The sequence below is a fragment of the Myxococcus sp. CA005 genome (assembly GCF_006518205.1).
Lineage (GTDB): Bacteria > Myxococcota > Myxococcia > Myxococcales > Myxococcaceae > Myxococcus > Myxococcus xanthus.
In genome coordinates, this window is the sequence record NZ_SRLV01000007.1 from 49,778 (window position 1) to 68,039 (window position 18,262).

Here is an 18,262-nt window from a genome sequence, read left to right on the forward strand (position 1 = left end):
GCCAGTTAGAGGTCCGAGTGTCGCCACAAAATGGGTTGTCGAAGGCGGGTTTGGCCGAAGTGCGGGCTCGTTTGACCGCGGTCCTTGCTCAGCGATTGGGAATCGAGGCTCACACGCTGGATGTCCGAGAGCGCTTCAGCCTGTATGGGCTTGATTCGCTGAAGGCCACCGGCTTCATCGCGGAAGTGGGGGCGATGCTGGGGCGTTCATTGTCGCCCACGCTTGCCTGGGAATATCCCACGTTGGATGGGTTGGCCCGCTACCTCGCGGGGGAGCGGGATGGCGCGTCGTCGCATTCCCTGGCACGTATCGCCCGGGCCCATGAGCCTATTGCCATTATTGGATTGGCCTGTCGTTATCCCCAGGCGGCGGATCCAGAGGCCTTCTGGCGCCTGCTCGTGGGCGGGACGGATGCCATTACGGAAGTGCCGCCGGACCGGTGGGACGTCAACCGCCTTTATGATCGAGACCCCGCGGCGCCCGGCAAGGTGATTTCCCGCTGGGGCGGCTATCTGGATCGCGTGGATGGTTTTGACCCGCTCTTCTTCGGCATCTCACCGAAGGAGGCGCTCCACATGGACCCGCAGCAGCGGCTCATGCTGGAGCTGAGCTGGGAGGCGCTGGAGGACGCGGGCATCGCAGCGGACCGGCTGCAGGGCTCACCCACGGCGGTCTGCTTCGGCGCCGCGTGGATGGACTACGAGATGACGCTGCAGCGTTTCGGCATGAAGCGCATCTCCTCGTACACGTCCACGGGTTATCACCACAGCGTCCTGGCCAACCGGGTCTCCTACGTCCTGGGGCTGCGGGGGCCGAGCTTCTCCATCGACTCGGCCTGCTCGTCCTCGCTCACGGCGGCGCACCTGGCCTGTGAGAGCCTGCGCAGGGGCGAGTCGACGCTGGCCCTGGTGGGCGGTGTGAATCTCACCATCGCCCCCGAGAGCACGGTGTCCTTGTCCAAGCTGGGGGCCCTCTCTCCAGACGGGCACTGTTACACGTTCGATGCCCGCGCCAACGGCTTCGTGCGCGGCGAGGGCGCGGGGGTGGCGGTCCTCAAGCCGCTCTCCCTGGCGCTCGCGGACGGCGACGCCATCTACTGCGTCATCCGCGGCAGTGCCATCAACAACAATGGTGGCAGCAACGGCCTCACCGCGCCCAACCCGAAGGCGCAGGCGGAGGTCATCCGCCAGGCCTGCGCCAACGCGGGGGTTGAGCCGGCGGAGGTGCAGTACGTCGAGGCGCATGGCACCGGCACGCAGTTGGGAGACCCGCTGGAGGCACAGGCTCTGGGCGAGGTGCTTGGCGCGGGACGGCCCGGGGGCAAGCCCCTGCTCATCGGCTCCTGCAAGACGAACATCGGGCACCTGGAGGCCGCGGCGGGCATCACCGGGCTCATCAAGACCGCGCTGTGCATCAAGCACCGCGTGCTTCCGGCCAGCCTCCACTACGAGAAGCCCAATCCGCTCATCCCCTTCGAGGCGCTGGGCCTGGCGGTCCACCACACCCTGGGAGATTGGCCGGAGCCCGACCGGAAGCTCATCGCGGGCGTCAGTTCCTTCGGCTTCGGGGGCGCGAACTGCCACGTCGTGATGGAAGAGGCGCGTCTCCCCGAGGCACGGCTCCTCCACCTGTCGGGTGAGACGACGGAGGCGCTGCGGGGCGCCGCGCAGGGGCTGCTCGACCGCGTGACGGCCCGGGAGCACCTGCCACTGGCCGAGCTGCTCCGCGCGGCCGAAGCGGACGCGGGCACGCATGCGCACCGCCTGACGGTGACGGTCCGGACCCGGAAGGACCTTCGTGCGGGCCTGGAGAACTTCCTGGCGGGAGTGCCGCGCCCGGGCGTGTCCGTGGGGACGGTGGCGGAGGACGCGGTCCGTAAGCCGGTATTCGTCTATTCGGGACACGGCTGCCAGTGGCCCCGCATGGGCCTGCCGTTGCTGGACACCGAGCCCGTGTTCCGGGCGACGCTGCTGCGCTGCGATGCGCTCATCCGGGAGTACGAAGGTTGGTCGCTGCTGGAAGTGCTGGCCGCTGACGACGCGGCGGCGCGGCTGAGCCGGCTCGACATCGGGCTGCCCGCGATTGTGTCGGTGGAGATGGCCCTGACGGACCTCTGGCGCTCGTGGGGCATCGAGCCCGGCGCCGTGGTGGGGCACAGCATCGGCGAGGTGTCGGCGGCGTATGCGGCGGGAGTTCTGGACATCGAGGACACCATCCGCGTCGTCTGCGCCGAGAGCCGCCTGATGCACACGCAGGCGGGCAAGGGCAGCCTGGCGGTCGTGGGCGTCCCGTGGGCGGAGGCGGCCGAACTGCTCGTGGGCTACGAGGGGCGGTTGTTCCGCGCCATCGACTCGGGCGCGGGTTCGACGGTGTTGTCGGGGGATGTGGACGCACTGGCCGAGGTGCTCGCGTCGCTGCAACAGCGTGGAGTCTTCTGCCGGCAGGTGGACATCGACGTTCCGGTGCACAGCCCCCGCATGGACGTGCTGGCGGACGCGTTGACCGAGGAGCTTCGAGACATCCGGCCCCGCCCGGCGCGTGTTCCCTTGATTTCGTCCATCACCGGCGCGGAGATCGACGGCGCGAGCGCGGACGCCTCCCATTGGGTGCGGAACATCGCGTGGCCCACGCTCTTCACCGGCGCGCTCTCCCACACCATCCAGGAGGGCTACGACACGTTCCTGGAGGTCAGTCCACATGCGATTCTGCGGCACCCCATCGACGCGACGCTGAAGCACCTGGGGCGCCAGGGCCGCGTGGTGCCCTCCCTGCGGCGGCAGGAGGATGAGCGCGCCACGTTGTTCGATTCGTTGGGCGTGCTCTACGCGGCGGGACAGCCGGTCCGGTGGGACGCACTCGCCGCGCGTGGGGTGGACCATGACGGGGAGGCGGTGCACCTGCTGCCCCTGTCGGCGCGGAGCCCGGAGGCGCTCAAGGCGCTGGCTGCGGACTGGCGCGACTTCCTGGCAGGGGAGCCGGGCGCGCCGCTCGATGACGTCACCTACACCGCGAGCGTGCGCCGCGGCCACTTGTCCCACCGCTTGTCGGTGGTGGGCGGCTCGCGACGGGAGCTGGCGGAGGCGCTGGACGCCGTCACGCGGGGGGAGCTCCCGCCGGGGGTGAGCGAGGGACGGGTGAGTCCCGAGGGACGGGCCAAGGTGGCCTTCGTCTTCCCGGGACAGGGCTCCCAGTGGTTGGGGATGGGGCGTCAGCTCCTGCGTGAGGAGCCGGTGTTCCGGTCCGCCATCGAGGCGTGCGAGCAGGCCATGCGGCCGCACGTGGACTGGTCGCTCACGGCGGAGCTGCTGGCGGATGAGCAGCATTCGCGTCTGCAGGACATCGACGTGGTGCAGCCGGTGCTCTTCGCCATGCAGGTGGCGTTGGCGGCACTGTGGCGCTCGTGGGGCATCGCGCCGGACGCGGTGGTGGGGCACAGCATGGGCGAGGTGGCCGCGGCGCACGTCGCGGGTGCGCTCTCCTTGGAGGACGCGGCGCGCATCATCTGCCTGCGCAGCCAGCTCCTGCGCCGCAAGAGCGGGCAGGGGGCCATGGCGGTGGTGGAGCTTGGGCTGGCGCAGGCCCGCGAGGCGCTGGCCGGCTACGAGTCGCGGCTCTCCGTCGCGGTCAGCAACAGCGCGCGCTCCACGGTGCTGTCGGGTGACATCGACGCATTGGAGTCGCTGCTGCCGAAGCTCGAAAGCCAGGGTGTCTTCTGCCGCCGGGTGAAGGTCAACGTCGCCTCTCACAGTCCGCAGATGGACTCGTTGAAGGACGACCTCCTGCGGGTGCTCGACGGTGTCGCGCCTCAGGGGGCGCCCGTGCCCATCTACTCCACGGTGACGGGCCAGACGAGCGACGGCGCGGACTTCCACCCGGCCTACTGGGTCAGCAACCTGCGCGAGCCGGTGCTGTTCCACGGTGCTGTCGAGCAACTCCTGGCGGATGGCTTCACGGTGCTGGTCGAGGTGAGCCCACACCCGGTGTTGCTCGCGCCCATCGAGGAGACGCTGCGCGAGTCGAAACAGGGCGCCATCGCGCTCGCGTCCGCGCGGCGACAGATGCCCGAGCGCCGCTGCCTGCTGGAGTCCCTGGCGGCGCTGTACGCCTGGGGTTGCGCGGTGGACTGGAAGGCGCTGCACCCGGTGAAGGGCCGTGTCGTCGCGCTCCCTCGGTACCCGTGGCAGCGGGAGCGCTTCTGGCTCCCGGACGAGGCGGAGGTGGATGCGCAGCCGGAGGGCGTGGTCCTCGCGGACCGGAAGGGACATCCCCTCATCGGTGGTTCGCTCTCTTCGTCCGTCCAGCCCGGGACTCACTTCTGGGAGCGGACCGTGAGCACGGCGGCGTTCCCGTATCTGGCCGACCACTGCGTGTGGGGGGACGTGGTCTTCCCAGGCGCCGGTTACGTGGAGATGGCGCTGAGCGCCGGCGCGGAGGTGCTGGGCGAGACGGGGCTCGTGCTGGAGGACGTCTCCTTCAGTGAGATGCTCGCGCTGGAGCCGGGCCAGTCGAGGCGCGTGCAGGTGGTGCTGACCGAGGAGGAGCCAGGCCGCGCCACCTTCCAGATTGCCAGCCGCGCGGAGGGCGAGATGTCCTGGCGCAAGCACGCGGCGGGGACGGTGCGGCGGGATGCACGTGCGGCAGCGGTTGTTGAATCACCCGAGGCGCTCCGGGCGCGCGTCACGGTGGCGGTCTCCGCTGAAGCGCACTACCAGCGCCGGCAGGCGCAAGGCCTCATGTACGGCCCGACGTTCCAGGGGCTGCGGGGCATCTGGCGCAGTGAGCAGGAGGCGCTGGGACGCCTGGAGGTCTCCGACACGGTGGCCTTGGAGGCGGGCGCGTACCGGCTCCACCCCGCGCTGCTGGATGCGGGACTGCAGGTGGCGGTGGAGCTCCTTGCCCCGCTGACCGCGACGTCCGCTCCGGCGACGCATGTGCCGGTGGGAATCGGGCGGATTCGTTTCTTCCAGCGTCCCGGGCGCGCGGCCTGGGCGCGAGTGAAGGTCCGTGGGGAAGGGGCCGCGAGCGAGCGCGAGCGCACCTTCGACTTCTGGTTGCTGGATGAGCAGGGCCAGGTGCTGCTGGAGCTCGAAGCGCTGCGCCTGTTCCGCCTGGATGCGGGCGCCTCCGCCCGCAAGGAGCTGGGCGCGTGGCTCTACCAGGTGGACTGGGAGGAGCGGCCGCTGCCAGCGGAGCTGGCGTGGCCCGAGCAAACGCCGGGAAGCTGGCTGATTCTCCAGGACGGCGGCGGGGTGGGGCAGCGGCTGTCCGCGCAGCTCCTCACGCGAGGCGAGACGTGCGTGCTCGTCGCGCCCCGTGAGGCGTACCGGCTGACTGGACCGCGGAGCGCCGAGGTGGACCCCCGGAATCCGGAGCACTGGCGCCGGTTGCTCACGGACCTGCTTGGCGCCGGCGTTCCGCCTTGCCGCGGCGTGGTGCACCTGTGGAGCCTGGACCTGGCCTCGACGGAGGCGCTGACGCCACAGGCGCTGGAGGACTCGCGGCGGCTGGGGACCACCAGCGTGCTGCACCTGGTGCAGGCGCTTTCGGGGGCGGGCTGGCGGGATGCGCCCCGGCTCTGGCTGGCCACGCGTGGGGCACGTTCCGCGGGCAAGGTGGCAGAACGTGTCGCGGTGGCGCAGGCTCCGCTCCTGGGGTTGGGGCAGGTGCTGGCGGTGGAGCAACCGGAGCTGCGCTGCACCCGTGTGGACCTGGAAGGCGGCGCGGACGTCGCGGCGGATGCGCTGCTGCGGGAGTTGTCATCGACCTCGTTCGAGGACCAGACCGCGTGGCGGGGTGGTACGCGACGGGTGGCGCGGCTGGCTCGGGCGGCGGATGCGCTGTCCGCCCGTGAACCGGCGACGCTGCTGCGCGAGGATGGCACCTACCTCATCACGGGGGGCCTCGGTGGCCTGGGACTGGAACTCGCGCGCTGGCTCGTCTCCCAGGGCGCACGTCACCTGCTGCTGATGGGCCGCCGTGCTCCCTCCGCGGAGGCGGAGCAGGCGCTGGCGGCGCTTCGTGAGGCCGGCGCTCGGGTGGGGTCCTTCCAGGGCGACGTCGCGCGGCTGGAGGACGTGACGGGCGCGTTGGCTCGGGTGGAGGACGCGATGCCTCCGCTGCGCGGCGTGTTCCATGCCGCGGGGCTCCTCGAGGACGGATTGTTGCTCAACCTCACCGAGGCGCGCTTCGCCTCGGTGTCGGCACCGAAGGTCCTGGGCAGTTGGAACCTGCACGCGCAGACGCGACACCTGCCGCTGGAGCACTTCGTCCTGTTCTCCAGCGTGGCCGCTTCGCTGGGCACGCCGGGGCAGTCGAACTACGCGTCGGCGAATGCCTTCATGGACGCGCTGGCCCAGGCCCGCCGGGCGGAGGGGTTGCCCGCGCTGAGCATCAACTGGGGCACCTGGACGCAGGTGGGCCTCGCGGCGGCGCAGTCCATCCGCGGTGAGCGTCTGGAGGCACGTGGCCTGGGAGGCATGGCGCCGGACAAGGCGCTGGCGGTGCTCGGCATGCTGCTGGGACAGGAGCGGCCACAGCTCAGCGTCATGGCCTTCGAGCCGCGCCAGTGGCTGGGCTTCTATCTGGCCGCGGCGCAGTCTCCGTACTTCACGAAGCTGGCGCAGGAGCCGTCCAGCCGTCCCTCTGTGAGCGCGGGCAAGAGCCGGATTCGAGAGCAGCTCGAGGCGGCCCGTGCGTCCGAGCGCCGCGGCCTGCTGGATGCGCACCTGCGCGAGCTGATTGGCGGGGTGCTGCGGATGGCGCCCGCGCGCATCGAACCACGGACACCGTTGGTGACCTTCGGGCTCGACTCGCTGATGAGCATGGAGATTCGCAACCGCCTGGAGGCGGCGCTCGGGCTGAAGCTCAGCGCGACGGTGGTGTGGACCTATCCGACGGTGGCCGCGCTGGCGCCGTTCCTGGCGGAAAAGCTGGCGCTTCCGCTGGAGGACTCCCGCCCCGAGCCCGCGCTGGAGGTGGCACCGGTGAAGGCCTCCCAGGCGGATGTGACGGCCAGCGAGATTGACGACCTGTCGGAAGAGGAAGTCGAGCGGCTGTTCGCTCAGAGGATGGCGCAAGGCTCATGACGACGTTCGCGGAGAAGATTGCGCAGTACTCCCCCAAGCGGCTCGCGCTGCTGGCGATGGACCTCAAGTCGCGGCTCGACGCGGTGGAGGGCAGCCGGTCGGAGCCCGTGGCCATCATCGGCATGGGCTGCCGCTTCCCGGGCGGAGGGAACGACCCGGCGTCGTACTGGAACCTCCTGTGCAACGGCGTGGATGCCGTCACCGAGGTGCCATCCTCGCGGTGGACCCGTGAGGACATGGCGCGGATGGACCCCGAGGCCCAGGAGAAGCTGGGCGCGAAGTGGGGTGCCTTCATCAACGCGGTGGACCAGTTCGACGCGGATTTCTTCGGCATCTCTCCGCACGAAGCGCACCGGATGGACCCGCAGCAGCGCATCCTCCTGGAAGTGGCGTGGGAGGCGCTGGAGAACGCGGGCCAGGACATGTCTCGGCTGGCAGGGAGCCGCACGGGCGTGTTCGTGGGCGTGTACAGCGATGACTACGCGCTGTTGCAGGTGGGAAATCCGGCGGCGCGCGACTCCAGCAGTGTGACGGGCGCCATCAACTGCGTGGTGCCGGGGCGGCTGTCGTACCTCCTGGACTTCCAGGGACCCAGCCTGTCCGTGGACACCGCGTGTTCGTCATCCCTGGTGGCGCTGCATCTGGCCGCGCAGAGCCTCCGGCAGCAAGAGTGCACCATGGCGCTGGCGTGCGGCGTCAACCTCATCCTGTCGCCGCTGTCGTCGAGCCGCGTGTCCCGTGCGCAGGCGCTCGCGCCGGATGGACGCTGCAAGACCTTCGATGCCCGCGCCAACGGCTTCGTGCGGGGCGAGGGCTGCGGCGTGGTCGTCCTCAAGCGGCTGTCGGATGCGCTGGCGGCGGGGGACACCGTCCTAGCGCTCATCCGGGGGTCTGCCGTCAACCAGGATGGCAAGTCGGCGGGATTGACGGCGCCCAACGTGCTCGCGCAGAAGGCGCTCATCCGCCAGGCGCTCCAGAGCGCGAACCTGGAGCCCGCCGACATCGACTGCGTTGAGGCCCATGGCACCGGGACGTCGCTGGGCGACCCCATCGAGCTGGAGGCGCTCCACGAGGTGTACGCCCAGGGGCGCACCGCGGAGCAGTCGCTGGTGGTGGGCGCGGCGAAGACGAACATCGGCCACCTGGAGTCGGCCGCCGGCATCGCTGGCATCATCAAGATGGTCCTGTCGATGCAGCACGGGGCCGTCCCGCCGCTCGCGCACTTCCAGCGGCTCAACCCGCGCATCGACTTCGGCGGTGAGGCCCTCACTGTCCCTACGAAGCTGCACCCCTGGCCCGCGCGGGAGACGCGCAAGCGCCGGGGGGCGGTCAGCTCGTTTGGCATCAGCGGCACGAATGCCCATGTGATTCTCGAAGAGGCCCCCGTGGCCGCGGCGGCGCCCGCTGCGCCTTCTCGCGGGGCGTACCTGCTGCCGCTGTCCGCGCGCTCACCCTCCGCGCTTCAAGCATTGGCCCGGAAGTACGCGGACGTCCTCACGTCGTCCCCGGAGATGTCGCTCCGGGATGTCTGCTTCACCGCGGCGCTGCGGCGGACCCATCACGAGTACCGGACGGCGGTCGCGGGGGACTCGGCGGACGCTGTGGCGCGGCAGCTTCGGGAGTTCGCCTTGGAGGGGCCTGCTCCGGCGGCGACGGACACGGATACCCGGCGCAAGGCGGTCTTCGTGTTCCCGGGGCAGGGCTCGCAGTGGGCCGGCATGGGGCGGCAGCTCCTCGAACAGGAGCCTGTCTTCCGTGAGGCCGTGGAGCGCATCGACGAGGCCATGCGGCCCCACGTCACGTGGCGTCTGATTGACGTGCTGCGCGCCCCTGCCGAGGACTCCCGGCTCCAGGACATCGACGTCGTGCAGCCGGTGTTGTTCGCCATGGCGGTGGCGCTGTCCGCACTCTGGCGCTCCTGGGGCGTCGAGCCGGACGCGGTGGTGGGGCACAGCATGGGCGAGGTGGCCGCGGCGCACGTCGCGGGCGCGCTCTCCCTGGAGGACGCGGCGCGCATCATCTGCCTGCGCAGCCAGCTCCTGCGGCGCATCAGCGGCCAGGGGGCCATGCTCGCGACGGAGCTGACCCTGGAGGACGCGCGCAAGACGCTGGCGGGCCGCGAGGACCGCGTGGCCATCGCGGTCAGCAACAGTCCGACCTCCACGGTGCTGTCGGGAGAGAATGCCGCGCTCGAATCGATTCGCGCCGACCTGGAGTCGCGCAACGTCTTCTGCCGCTGGGTGAAGGTCGACGTCGCCTCGCACAGTCCGCAGGTGGACCCGCTGCGGGACGAGCTGCTCTCGGTGCTCTCGGCGGTGCGGCCCGGACGCTCCAGCGTGCCCATTCACTCCACGGTGACCGGCGCCTCCTGTGACGGCTCCGGCTTCGATGCCGCCTACTGGGTCCGCAATCTGCGCGACCCGGTGCTCTTCTCCTCGTCGGTGCTGCAACTCGCCGAGGCTGGGCACTCCGTTTTCCTGGAGATGAGCCCGCACCCGATTCTGCTGCCCGCTGTGGAGCGATGCCTGCAGCACGCGGGCCGCGAGGGCGTGACGCTTCCGTCCCTGCGCCGCGAGGAGGCTGAGCGGACCGTGCTGCTGGAGTCCGTGGGCGCGCTGTACCGCGCGGGACTCCCCGTGCAGTGGAAGCGCTTCTTCCCGGGGGGTGGGACGCCGCTCCCGCTGCCCACCTATCCCTGGCAGCACAAGCGGTACTGGTTGGACGCGGTGGCCACGCCCGTGGCCGCGATGGTCGAGCCGGTGACGTCCCTCAAGGGCCGGCCGGTGAGCGTGGCTCACGGCGTCGATGGCCAGGTCTTCGAGCTGGAGCTGGGGAGCAACTCGCTGCCGTGGCTTGGTGCTCACCGGTTGGGTGGCGTCGCGGTCGTTCCTGCCTCGGCGTTGGTGGAGCTCGGGCTGAGCGCCGCCGCCGATGCGTTGGGCCCTGGGGGACGGGGGCTGTCCGGCGTCGAGTTCGAGCGGGCGCTGGTGCTGCCGGAGACCCCGCGGCGGCTCGTGCAGGTCCACCTCTCTTCCGAGGCAGGAGGCAAGCACGAGTTCCACATCCACAGCCGCGCGGTGGGCGGGGCCTCGTCCGAGGCGGGGTGGGTGCGGCATTGCCGGGGCCATGTCCAGGTGCTCAGTGCCGCGATGGGCGCGTTGGCGTCCATCGACGCGGTCCGTGCGCGCTGTGTGGAGCACGTCCCGGGCGCGGCGGTCTACGGCGAGCTGGAGCGCTGCAACGTCCAGTACGACGAGCCGCTGCGGACACTGGACGAGGCGTGGCGGCGGCCGGGGGAGGCGCTGGGCCGGGTGGTGCTGGGCGCGGAGCGACTTCAGGAGGCGTCCCAGTATCAGTTGCATCCCGCGTTGCTGGACGCCGCGCTCCAGACGCTGGCGCTCGCGCTGGCGGCCGAACCGGGGCAGGCGGCGCTCTTCATGCCCCTGGGGCTCGAATCATTCGAGTGCGTCCCTGGCAGCGCGGACGTTCGGTGGGCTCACGTCTCCATTTCGCCCGCGTCTCGTCCTGAGGAGCGGCTGGGCACATTGTCCCTGCTGGACGCGGAGGGTCGCCCGGTCGCGGTGGCGCGCGGTGTCCGGTTGCGGCACGTGGCGGTGGAGCGGCTGCTCGAGGTGTTGGGGGAAGTCCGCGCGCAGGACTGGTTCCACGACGTGTCGTGGGAGCCGCGGCCGGCGGGGACACCCCAGTCGGCCCCCGCGGATTGGCTTGTGTTCGCGGACCGGGGTGGTTGGGGCGCGGCATTCGCCGAGGAGCTGCGGCGTCAGAACACCCCTTTTGTCATGGTGACCGCGGGGGACGCCTTCCAGCGCCTGGGAACGCGGAGCTTCGTGGTGGACCCACAGCGGCCGGAGGACATGGCGCGCTTGCTGCGAGAGCTTCCAGCGCTCGCGGCTGGGCACGAAGGCCGGGCGCTCTTCCTGTGGGGCCTCGACGAAACGTTGGATGGGCAGACGGCAGTGCCCGCGTCCACGGTGGCGGCGCTGCACCTGGTGAAGGCCCTCATGGAGGTGTCAGGGCATGCGCGGCTTTGGGTGGTGACGCGGGGCGCGCAGGTCACGGGCGTGGGAACCGAACGTGTGTCGCTGGCCCAGTCACCCCTTTGGGGCATGGGCCGGAGCGTCTCGCTGGAACAGCCGGGCGTTTGGGGCGGCCTCATCGACCTGCCGCCGACTCGGTCGCCGGATGAAGTCACCTCGGTGCTGCGGGAAGTCTCCGCGTTCGGAACGGATGGAGAGGACCAGTTCGCCTTCCGCGATGGGCGCTCGCTGGTCCCCCGGCTTACACGGGGAAGGGCAGGGACGGCCGAGGAGGCACTGCGCCTGCGCTCGGATGCGACGTACCTGGTCTCGGGCGGCCTGGGCGGGCTGGGGCTGAAGGTGGCGCGGTGGCTGGTGGAGCGGGGCGCGCGGCACCTGGTGCTGCTGGGCCGCAGTGGGGTCTCCGGTGCGGACGATGCGGCGTCGGTGCGGCGCCGCGAGGAGCTCGAGTCGATCCGGGTGATCGGGGCGACTGTCACGCCCATGGCCGTGGACGTAGCGGACCGCGAGCGGATGGCGGCGCTCCTGCGCGACATGGCGGCGACGCTGCCTCCGTTGCGCGGCGTGATTCATGCCGCCGCGCTCATCACGGAGTGCCGGTTGGAGGACCTGGATGTCGCCGCCACGACGGCGATGATGCGTCCGAAGGTGCTCGGGAGCTGGGTGTTGCACGACCTGACGCGCGGCCTCTCGCTCGACTTCTTCGTGATGTTCTCGTCGACGTCCACGTTGTGGGGCGCTTCCGGCTTGGCGCATTACGCGGCGGGCAACCAGTTCCTGGAAGCGCTGGCGCATCACCGCCGGGCCGAAGGGCTGCCCGCGACCACCATTCACTGGGGGACGTGGGACGAGATTGGCGGAGAGCGCGCCGACAACGCGCGGGGCTACGCCCGCTTCGGGCTGAACCCCATGGCCTCGGAGCGCGCGCTCGATGCGATGGGACAGGTGCTGCGGTCGGGCGCGAGCCATAAGACGGTCGCCTCCGTGGACTGGTCCGTACTCAAGCCCATCTGGGAGGCTCGGCGTCGCCGGCCCTTCCTGCTGAACATGGGCGCGGCGTCGCTGGCCACGAACGGTGGTGCCACTTCGCGGGCACGGTTGCTCTCGGAGTTGAAGGCGCTCCCTGCTGAGCGCCGGTTCGACACGCTCGTGCAACGCATCCAGGGCGAGGTGGGGCGCATTCTCGGCTTCGCTCCCGCCGACTTGCCCCCCGTGGACCGCGGCTTCTTCCAGATGGGGATGACGTCCCAGATGTCCGTGGAGCTGCGCAACGTGTTGCAGCGCGGACTCGAGAAGGAGCTGCCCGCGAGCCTCGCGTTCGACCACCCCACCGTCGTGGCGCTGGCGAAGCGCCTGGCGGGGAGCGTCACCGCGGTGGACATCCCGTTGCCCACGGTGGCGGCGGCTCCGGTGCAGAAGTCATCCCCGGTGCCTGCGGACGTCGGCGACCTGTCGGAGCGGCTGGCGCAAGTCTCGGAGCTGTCGGACGACGAAGTCGAGCGGTTGATTGCCCTGAAGTTGAGCTGAATCGGACGACTGCGATGAGCAAGGAATTCTACGAGAAGATTTCGAACCTCTCTCCCAAGAGGCTCGCGCTGCTGGCGCTCGACCTGCACGCGGAGAGCGAAGCCCTCAAGCGCGCGCGCTCGGAGCCCATCGCCATCGTCGGTGCGTCCTGCCGCGTTCCCGGAGGCGTGCGGACACCCGAGGCCTTCTGGCGCCTGCTGAGCCAGGGGTTGGACGCCATCACCGAGGTACCGCGCGAGCGGTGGGACGCGGAGGCGCTCTTCGACCCCGACCCGAGCAAGCGGGGCCGCACCTATGCTCGCTGGGGCGGCTTCATCGACGGCGTGGACCAGTTCGACGCCGCATTCTTCGGCGTCTCGCCCCGGGAAGCCTCGCGCATGGACCCGCAGCAGCGGATGCTGCTGGAGGTCGCGTGGGAGGCGCTGGAGCGCGCGGGCCAGCCGCCGGACCAGCTCGCAGGAAGCAAGTCCGGTGTCTTCCTGGGCATCATCGGCAGCGACTACGCGCAGCTCCAGGCGCGGCAGCTCGGCGATGCGCCGGACATCTATCACCTGACGGGAACCTCGCTGAACGCGGCGGCGGGCCGCCTGGCGTACACGCTGGGCCTCCAGGGGCCGTGCATGTCCATCGACACGGCGTGCTCGTCGTCGCTGGTGGGGCTCCACGTCGCCTGCCAGAGCCTGCGCAACCGCGAGTGCGACCTGGCGCTCTCCGCGGGCGTCAACCTCATGCTGATGCCGGACCCGACCGTTGCCCTCTCCAGCAGCCGAGGGCTGGCGCCGGACGGACGGTGCAAGAGCTTCGATGCCGCCGCCAATGGCTTCGTGCGCGCGGAGGGCTGCGTCGTCCTGGTGCTCAAGCGGCTCTCGGATGCGCTGGCCAACGGCGATGAGATTCTGTCGCTCGTCGCGGGCTCGGCGGTGAATCAGGACGGCGCCAGCAGTGGGCTCATGGTGCCCAACGGGCCGGCGCAGGAGCGGGTCATCGAGCAGGCGCTGGCGAGCGCGGGGCTGAAGCCCTCGCAGGTCTCCTTCGTCGAGGCGCACGGGACGGGCACGTCGCTGGGCGACCCCATCGAGCTGCAAGCGCTGGCGCGGGTGCTGGGCGCGGGACGGAGCGCGGATACGCCACTGTACGTCGGCTCGGTGAAGACGAATGTCGGGCACCTCGAAGCGACGGCGGGGCTCACGGGCATCCTGAAGACGGCCCTATCACTGCGCCACGAGGCGATTCCTCCGAACCTGCACTTCCACCGCCTCAACCCGGACATCGTCCTGGACGGGGCGCCCGTCGTCGTTCCCACGGCGCTCCAGCCGTGGCCCCGCGCCGAGCAGCCTCGCCTCGCTGGCGTGAGCGCGTTTGGCATCAGCGGCACCAATGCCCACGTCATCTTGCAGGAGCCGCCGGTGCCGTCACCGCGGCCTGCCGTCCCTGCTCGTGGCGCGGAGTTGCTCGTGCTGTCGGCGCGCAGTCCGGAGGCGCTCCAGGCCATGGCCGGGAGCCACGCGCATTGGCTCGCCGCGCATCCCGAGGTGTCACTCCGCGACGTCTGCGCCACGGCGTCCCTGTCGCGCTCCCACCATGAGCACCGCCTCGCGCTCGCGGGCCATACACACGCTGAACTCGAGGAGAAGCTGGGGGCGTACGCGCGTGGAGAGCCCGTGCCGGGCGCGGCCACGGGACGTGCATCGGGGCAGACCCGGCGCCGGGTCGTCTTCGTGTTCCCGGGGCAGGGTTCGCAGTGGCTGGGCATGGGCCGGAAGCTGCTGGCGGAGGAGACGGCGTTCCGCGAGGCCATGGAGCGCTGCGACGCGGCCATCCATGCGTGCGCGGGCTTCAGCGTTCTGGCTGAGTTGGCCGCCGAAGAGGGCAAGGGCCGCCTCCATGAAATCGACGTCATCCAGCCCGTTCTCTTCGCCATGGAAGTGGCGTTGGCGGAGCTGTGGCGCGCCTGGGGCATCGAGCCCGACGCCGTGGTCGGGCACAGCATGGGCGAGGTGGCGGCGGCGCACGTGGCCGGAGCGCTGAGCCTGGAGGACGCGGCGAAGATCATCTGCCGCCGCAGCCGGCTGCTTCGAGGCGTGAGCGGGCAGGGCTCCATGCTGCTGGTGGACCTGACGTTGGAAGAGGCGAAGCAGGCCCTTCACGGCTGGGAGTCGCAGGTCTCCGTCGCGGTGAGCAACAGCGTGCGCTCCACGGTGCTGTCGGGCGCTCCTGGGGCCCTGGAGGACATCGCCCAGCAGCTCAAGCAACGGGACGTCTTCTGCCGCTTCGTGAAGGTGGACGTGGCCTCGCACAGCCCTCAAATGGACCCGCTGCGGCCCGACCTGCTCGCGGCGCTCCAGGACCTCGCGCCGCGCGCGTCCCGTGTGCCCATCTGCTCGACGGTGACGGGACGGATGACGGATGGCGCGGAGTTCCGTGCCGGCTACTGGGCGGATAACCTGCGCGAGCCGGTGTTGTTCTCGAAGGCCATCGAGAAGCTCGCGGTCGACGGCCATGACCTCTTCATCGAGCTGAGCCCGCATCCCATCCTCTTGCCCGCGGTGGAACAACACCTGCGGCACCTCGGGCGAGAGGGGACGGTGCTGCCCTCGCTCCGCCGTGACGAAGACGAGCGCGGGGCGATGTTGTCGTCCCTGGGCGCGCTCTACGCCATGGGGCACGAGGTGGACCTCGAGCGCCAGCACCCCGTGCGGGGCCGGCTCGCAGCGCTGCCCACGTACCCGTGGCAGCACGAGCGCTTCTGGATTGAGTCGTCCACGCGGACCCGTCGTGCCCGGGACGCTGGCCACCACCCGTTGCTGGGTACGCACCTGTCCCTGGCGGGCCAGGACGGCGCGCACCTGTGGCAGACGGAGCTGTACGCGGACAGCCCTTCGTATCTGGCGGACCACGTCGTCCATGGGGAGGTCGTGCTCCCCGGCACCGGGTACTTGGAGATGGCGCTCGCGGGGGCCTCCGAGGCCTTCGGGCCGGCGCGGCTCGCGCTGGAGGACGTCATCTTCCAGGAGATGATGGTGCTTCCTCGGGAAGAGGCGCTGTCGGTTCAGATGCGCGTCATCCCGGAGGCGGATGGAACCCGTCGCTTCCAGGTCTTTGGCCGTCCGGTGGACGGCGCCGGGGCTTGGACACTGCACGCTGAAGGGCGAATGTGTGAGAGCACGAGCGCGGAGCCCTTCGCGCTCGACGAGGCGCGGGCGCGGTGCCCCGAGCTTCTGGAGGGCGAGAAGCACTACCAGCTCATGCTGGAGCGGGGCGTCGACTTCGGTCCCAGCTTCCGCCTGGTGAAGGAGATGTGGAAGGGCGAGGGCGAGGCGGTGGCGCGCCTGGAATTGTCGCCTTCCGTCGCGGCGGAGATGACGGCGCATCAGCTCCATCCGGCGCTGCTGGATGCCTGCTTGCAAGCCATCAACGGCGCGGGGCTGGGGGACCGCCGGGGAGAGACGTTCGTCCCGGTGGCGGTGGACTCGCTGCGCATGCACGGGCGGCCCGGACGTGCGCTGTGGAGTCACGCTCGTGTCCGGCCGGGCACGGGCAGTGGCCCGGGCTCGATTGAAGCCGATGTGACGTTGCTGGACGCGGAGGGCAACGTCCTGATGGAGGCCCGCGGCTTGATGGCGCGCCGTCTGGATGCGGTGCGGCGCCGGTCCGCGGATGAAATCGACCAGTGGATGTACCGGGTGGACTGGCAGGAAGCGCCGCGCGAGACGCCCACGGCCGTCTCGGAGTCCACGCCCGGCACCTGGCTGGTGCTCGCGGACCGTGCTGGTTTCAGCGGGAAGCTGCGCGCGGTGCTGAGCGAGCGCGGGGAGCGTTGCATCCTCGTCTCCCACGGCGAGGAGACCCGGCTCGTCGAGCCCGGCCACTACATGGTGGACCCGTCACGAGCGGAGGGTTTCACGCGGATTCTCGACGCGGAGTTCGGCGCCGGGCGTCCCGCATGCAGTGGCGTCGTGCACCTCTTCAGCCTGGACGTTCCCGGTCTCGAGGCTGGCACGGATGCGCTGGTGAAGGCGCGCACGCTTGGCGCGGCGAGCGCGCTCCACCTCACGCAGGCCCTGGTCGCGTCGGGCTTCCGGGACATGCCTCGGGTGTGGTTGGTGACGGAAGGTGTCCAGGCCGTCAAGCCGGGTGAGCAGGTGGCCCATGTCGAGCAGGCGCCACTCTGGGGCTTGGGACGCGTGCTCGCGTTGGAGCATCCCGAACTCCGGTGCTGCAGCGTGGACCTGGGGGCTCGCGATGAGGCCCAGGCTGGGGTGCTGGCCGACGAGCTCCTCGTTTCGAGTTCGGAAGAGCAGGTCGCGCTCCGAGGCTCCGCGCGGTTCGTGGCGCGGCTGTCGCGCATGGAGCGCAGCACGGCGGCGCCGGCGGAGTTGCGAGCCGATGCCACGTACCTGATTACCGGTGGCCTGGGTGGCCTGGGCCTGAAGCTCGCGGAGTGGCTGGTCGACCGGGGTGCCCGCCACCTGGCCTTGCTGGGGCGCAAGGGCGCGTCCGCGGAGGCGCAGCCGGTGCTGGATGCGCTGCGTGCCGGCGGCGTCGAAGTCCGGGTGTTCAAGGCGGACGTGGCGGCGCGCCCGGACCTGGAGCGGGTGCTGGGCGAGGTGGCGGCGGAGATGCCTCCACTCCGGGGTGTCTTCCACGCGGCGGCCGTCCTTGATGACGGCGTGCTGGTGAACCTCTCCGCCGAGCGTCTGCGCACGGTGATGGCGCCCAAGGTCCACGGCGCCTGGCATCTGCACACGCTGACGGCATCGGCGCCGTTGGAGCACTTCGTGTTGTTCGCCGCGGCGGGTTCGCTGCTGGGCTCGCCGGGGCAGGGCAACTACGCGGCGGCCAACGTCTTCCTCGACGCGTTGGCAGCGTATCGGCGTGGGCTCGGCCTGCCGGCGCTGAGCGTTGACTGGGGGGCCTGGGCCGGTGTGGGTCTGGCCGCGGCGGCCGAGGCGCGCGGGGAACGCATCACCCAGCGCGGCGTGGACACCATGCCACCGTCGCAAGCGCTGGAGGCGTTGAGCCGCATCCTGGGCAGCCCTCTGTCGCGCGTGGTGGTGATGCGTTTCGACCTGCGGCAGTGGAGCGAGTTCTACCTGACGGCGGCGCGCTCGCCCTTCCTGTCACGGCTGGCGCGTGAGCAGGCCAGCGCCGCGAATATCCCCGCTGTTCGCGGTGCCTTCGTGGAGACGCTCCGGGCCGCGGAGGTGCTGAAGCGCGCGTCGTTGCTGGAGGCGCACCTGTGCGAACAGGCCGGCCATGTGCTCCGGCTGGCGCCTTCACGAATCGACCCGCAGGAGCCCCTGGGCAGCATGGGGTTGGATTCCCTGATGGGGCTGGAGATTCGCAACCGGCTCGAAGCCAGCCTGGGCCTGAGGCTTCCCGCGACGCTGGTCTGGCGGCATCCGACGGTGGCGGCGCTCGTCGTGCACCTGGCTGAACAACTGCAACTTCCCATCACGACCCAGGCGGAGCCGCCGCGGGATGAAGCCGCCGCGCTCGAAGCCGCGATCGTCAACAACGTCAAGCAACTCTCGGACGACGAAGCCGAGGCGCTGCTTGCGGAGAAGCTCGCCGCGCTGGCCGATTGAAGAG

The 18,262-nt window shown here is 70.7% G+C and carries 3 protein-coding genes; all 3 read left to right on the forward strand.

Annotation, left to right across the window (positions count from 1 at the left end; translation table 11 throughout):
• Nucleotides 1-71 precede the first annotated feature (71 nt).
• From FMQ63_RS04780 to FMQ63_RS04790, 3 genes are read left to right on the forward strand one after another with little or no spacing between them, the layout of a single operon-like run.
• Entirely contained in the window at nucleotides 72-7,085 is a 7,014-nt protein-coding gene (locus FMQ63_RS04780) for a type I polyketide synthase (protein ID WP_100248070.1), read from the forward strand.
• Nucleotides 7,082-12,670, forward strand: a complete 5,589-nt coding sequence (locus tag FMQ63_RS04785; protein WP_011554524.1) for a type I polyketide synthase — start codon at nucleotides 7,082-7,084, stop codon at nucleotides 12,668-12,670. Before FMQ63_RS04780 ends, FMQ63_RS04785 begins: the two co-directional genes overlap by 4 nt.
• A gap of 14 nt (nucleotides 12,671-12,684) precedes the next feature.
• Nucleotides 12,685-18,258 (forward strand): type I polyketide synthase, encoded by a 5,574-nt coding sequence (locus FMQ63_RS04790; protein WP_011554523.1) that lies wholly within the window; start codon nucleotides 12,685-12,687, stop codon nucleotides 18,256-18,258.
• Nucleotides 18,259-18,262 lie beyond the last annotated feature (4 nt).

Coding starts and splice junctions, on each gene's coding strand:
- FMQ63_RS04785 (WP_011554524.1), top strand. CDS start 7,082: ATGACGACGTTCGCGGAGAAGATTGCGCAGTACTCCCCCAAGCGGCTC.
- FMQ63_RS04790 (WP_011554523.1), top strand. CDS start 12,685: ATGAGCAAGGAATTCTACGAGAAGATTTCGAACCTCTCTCCCAAGAGG.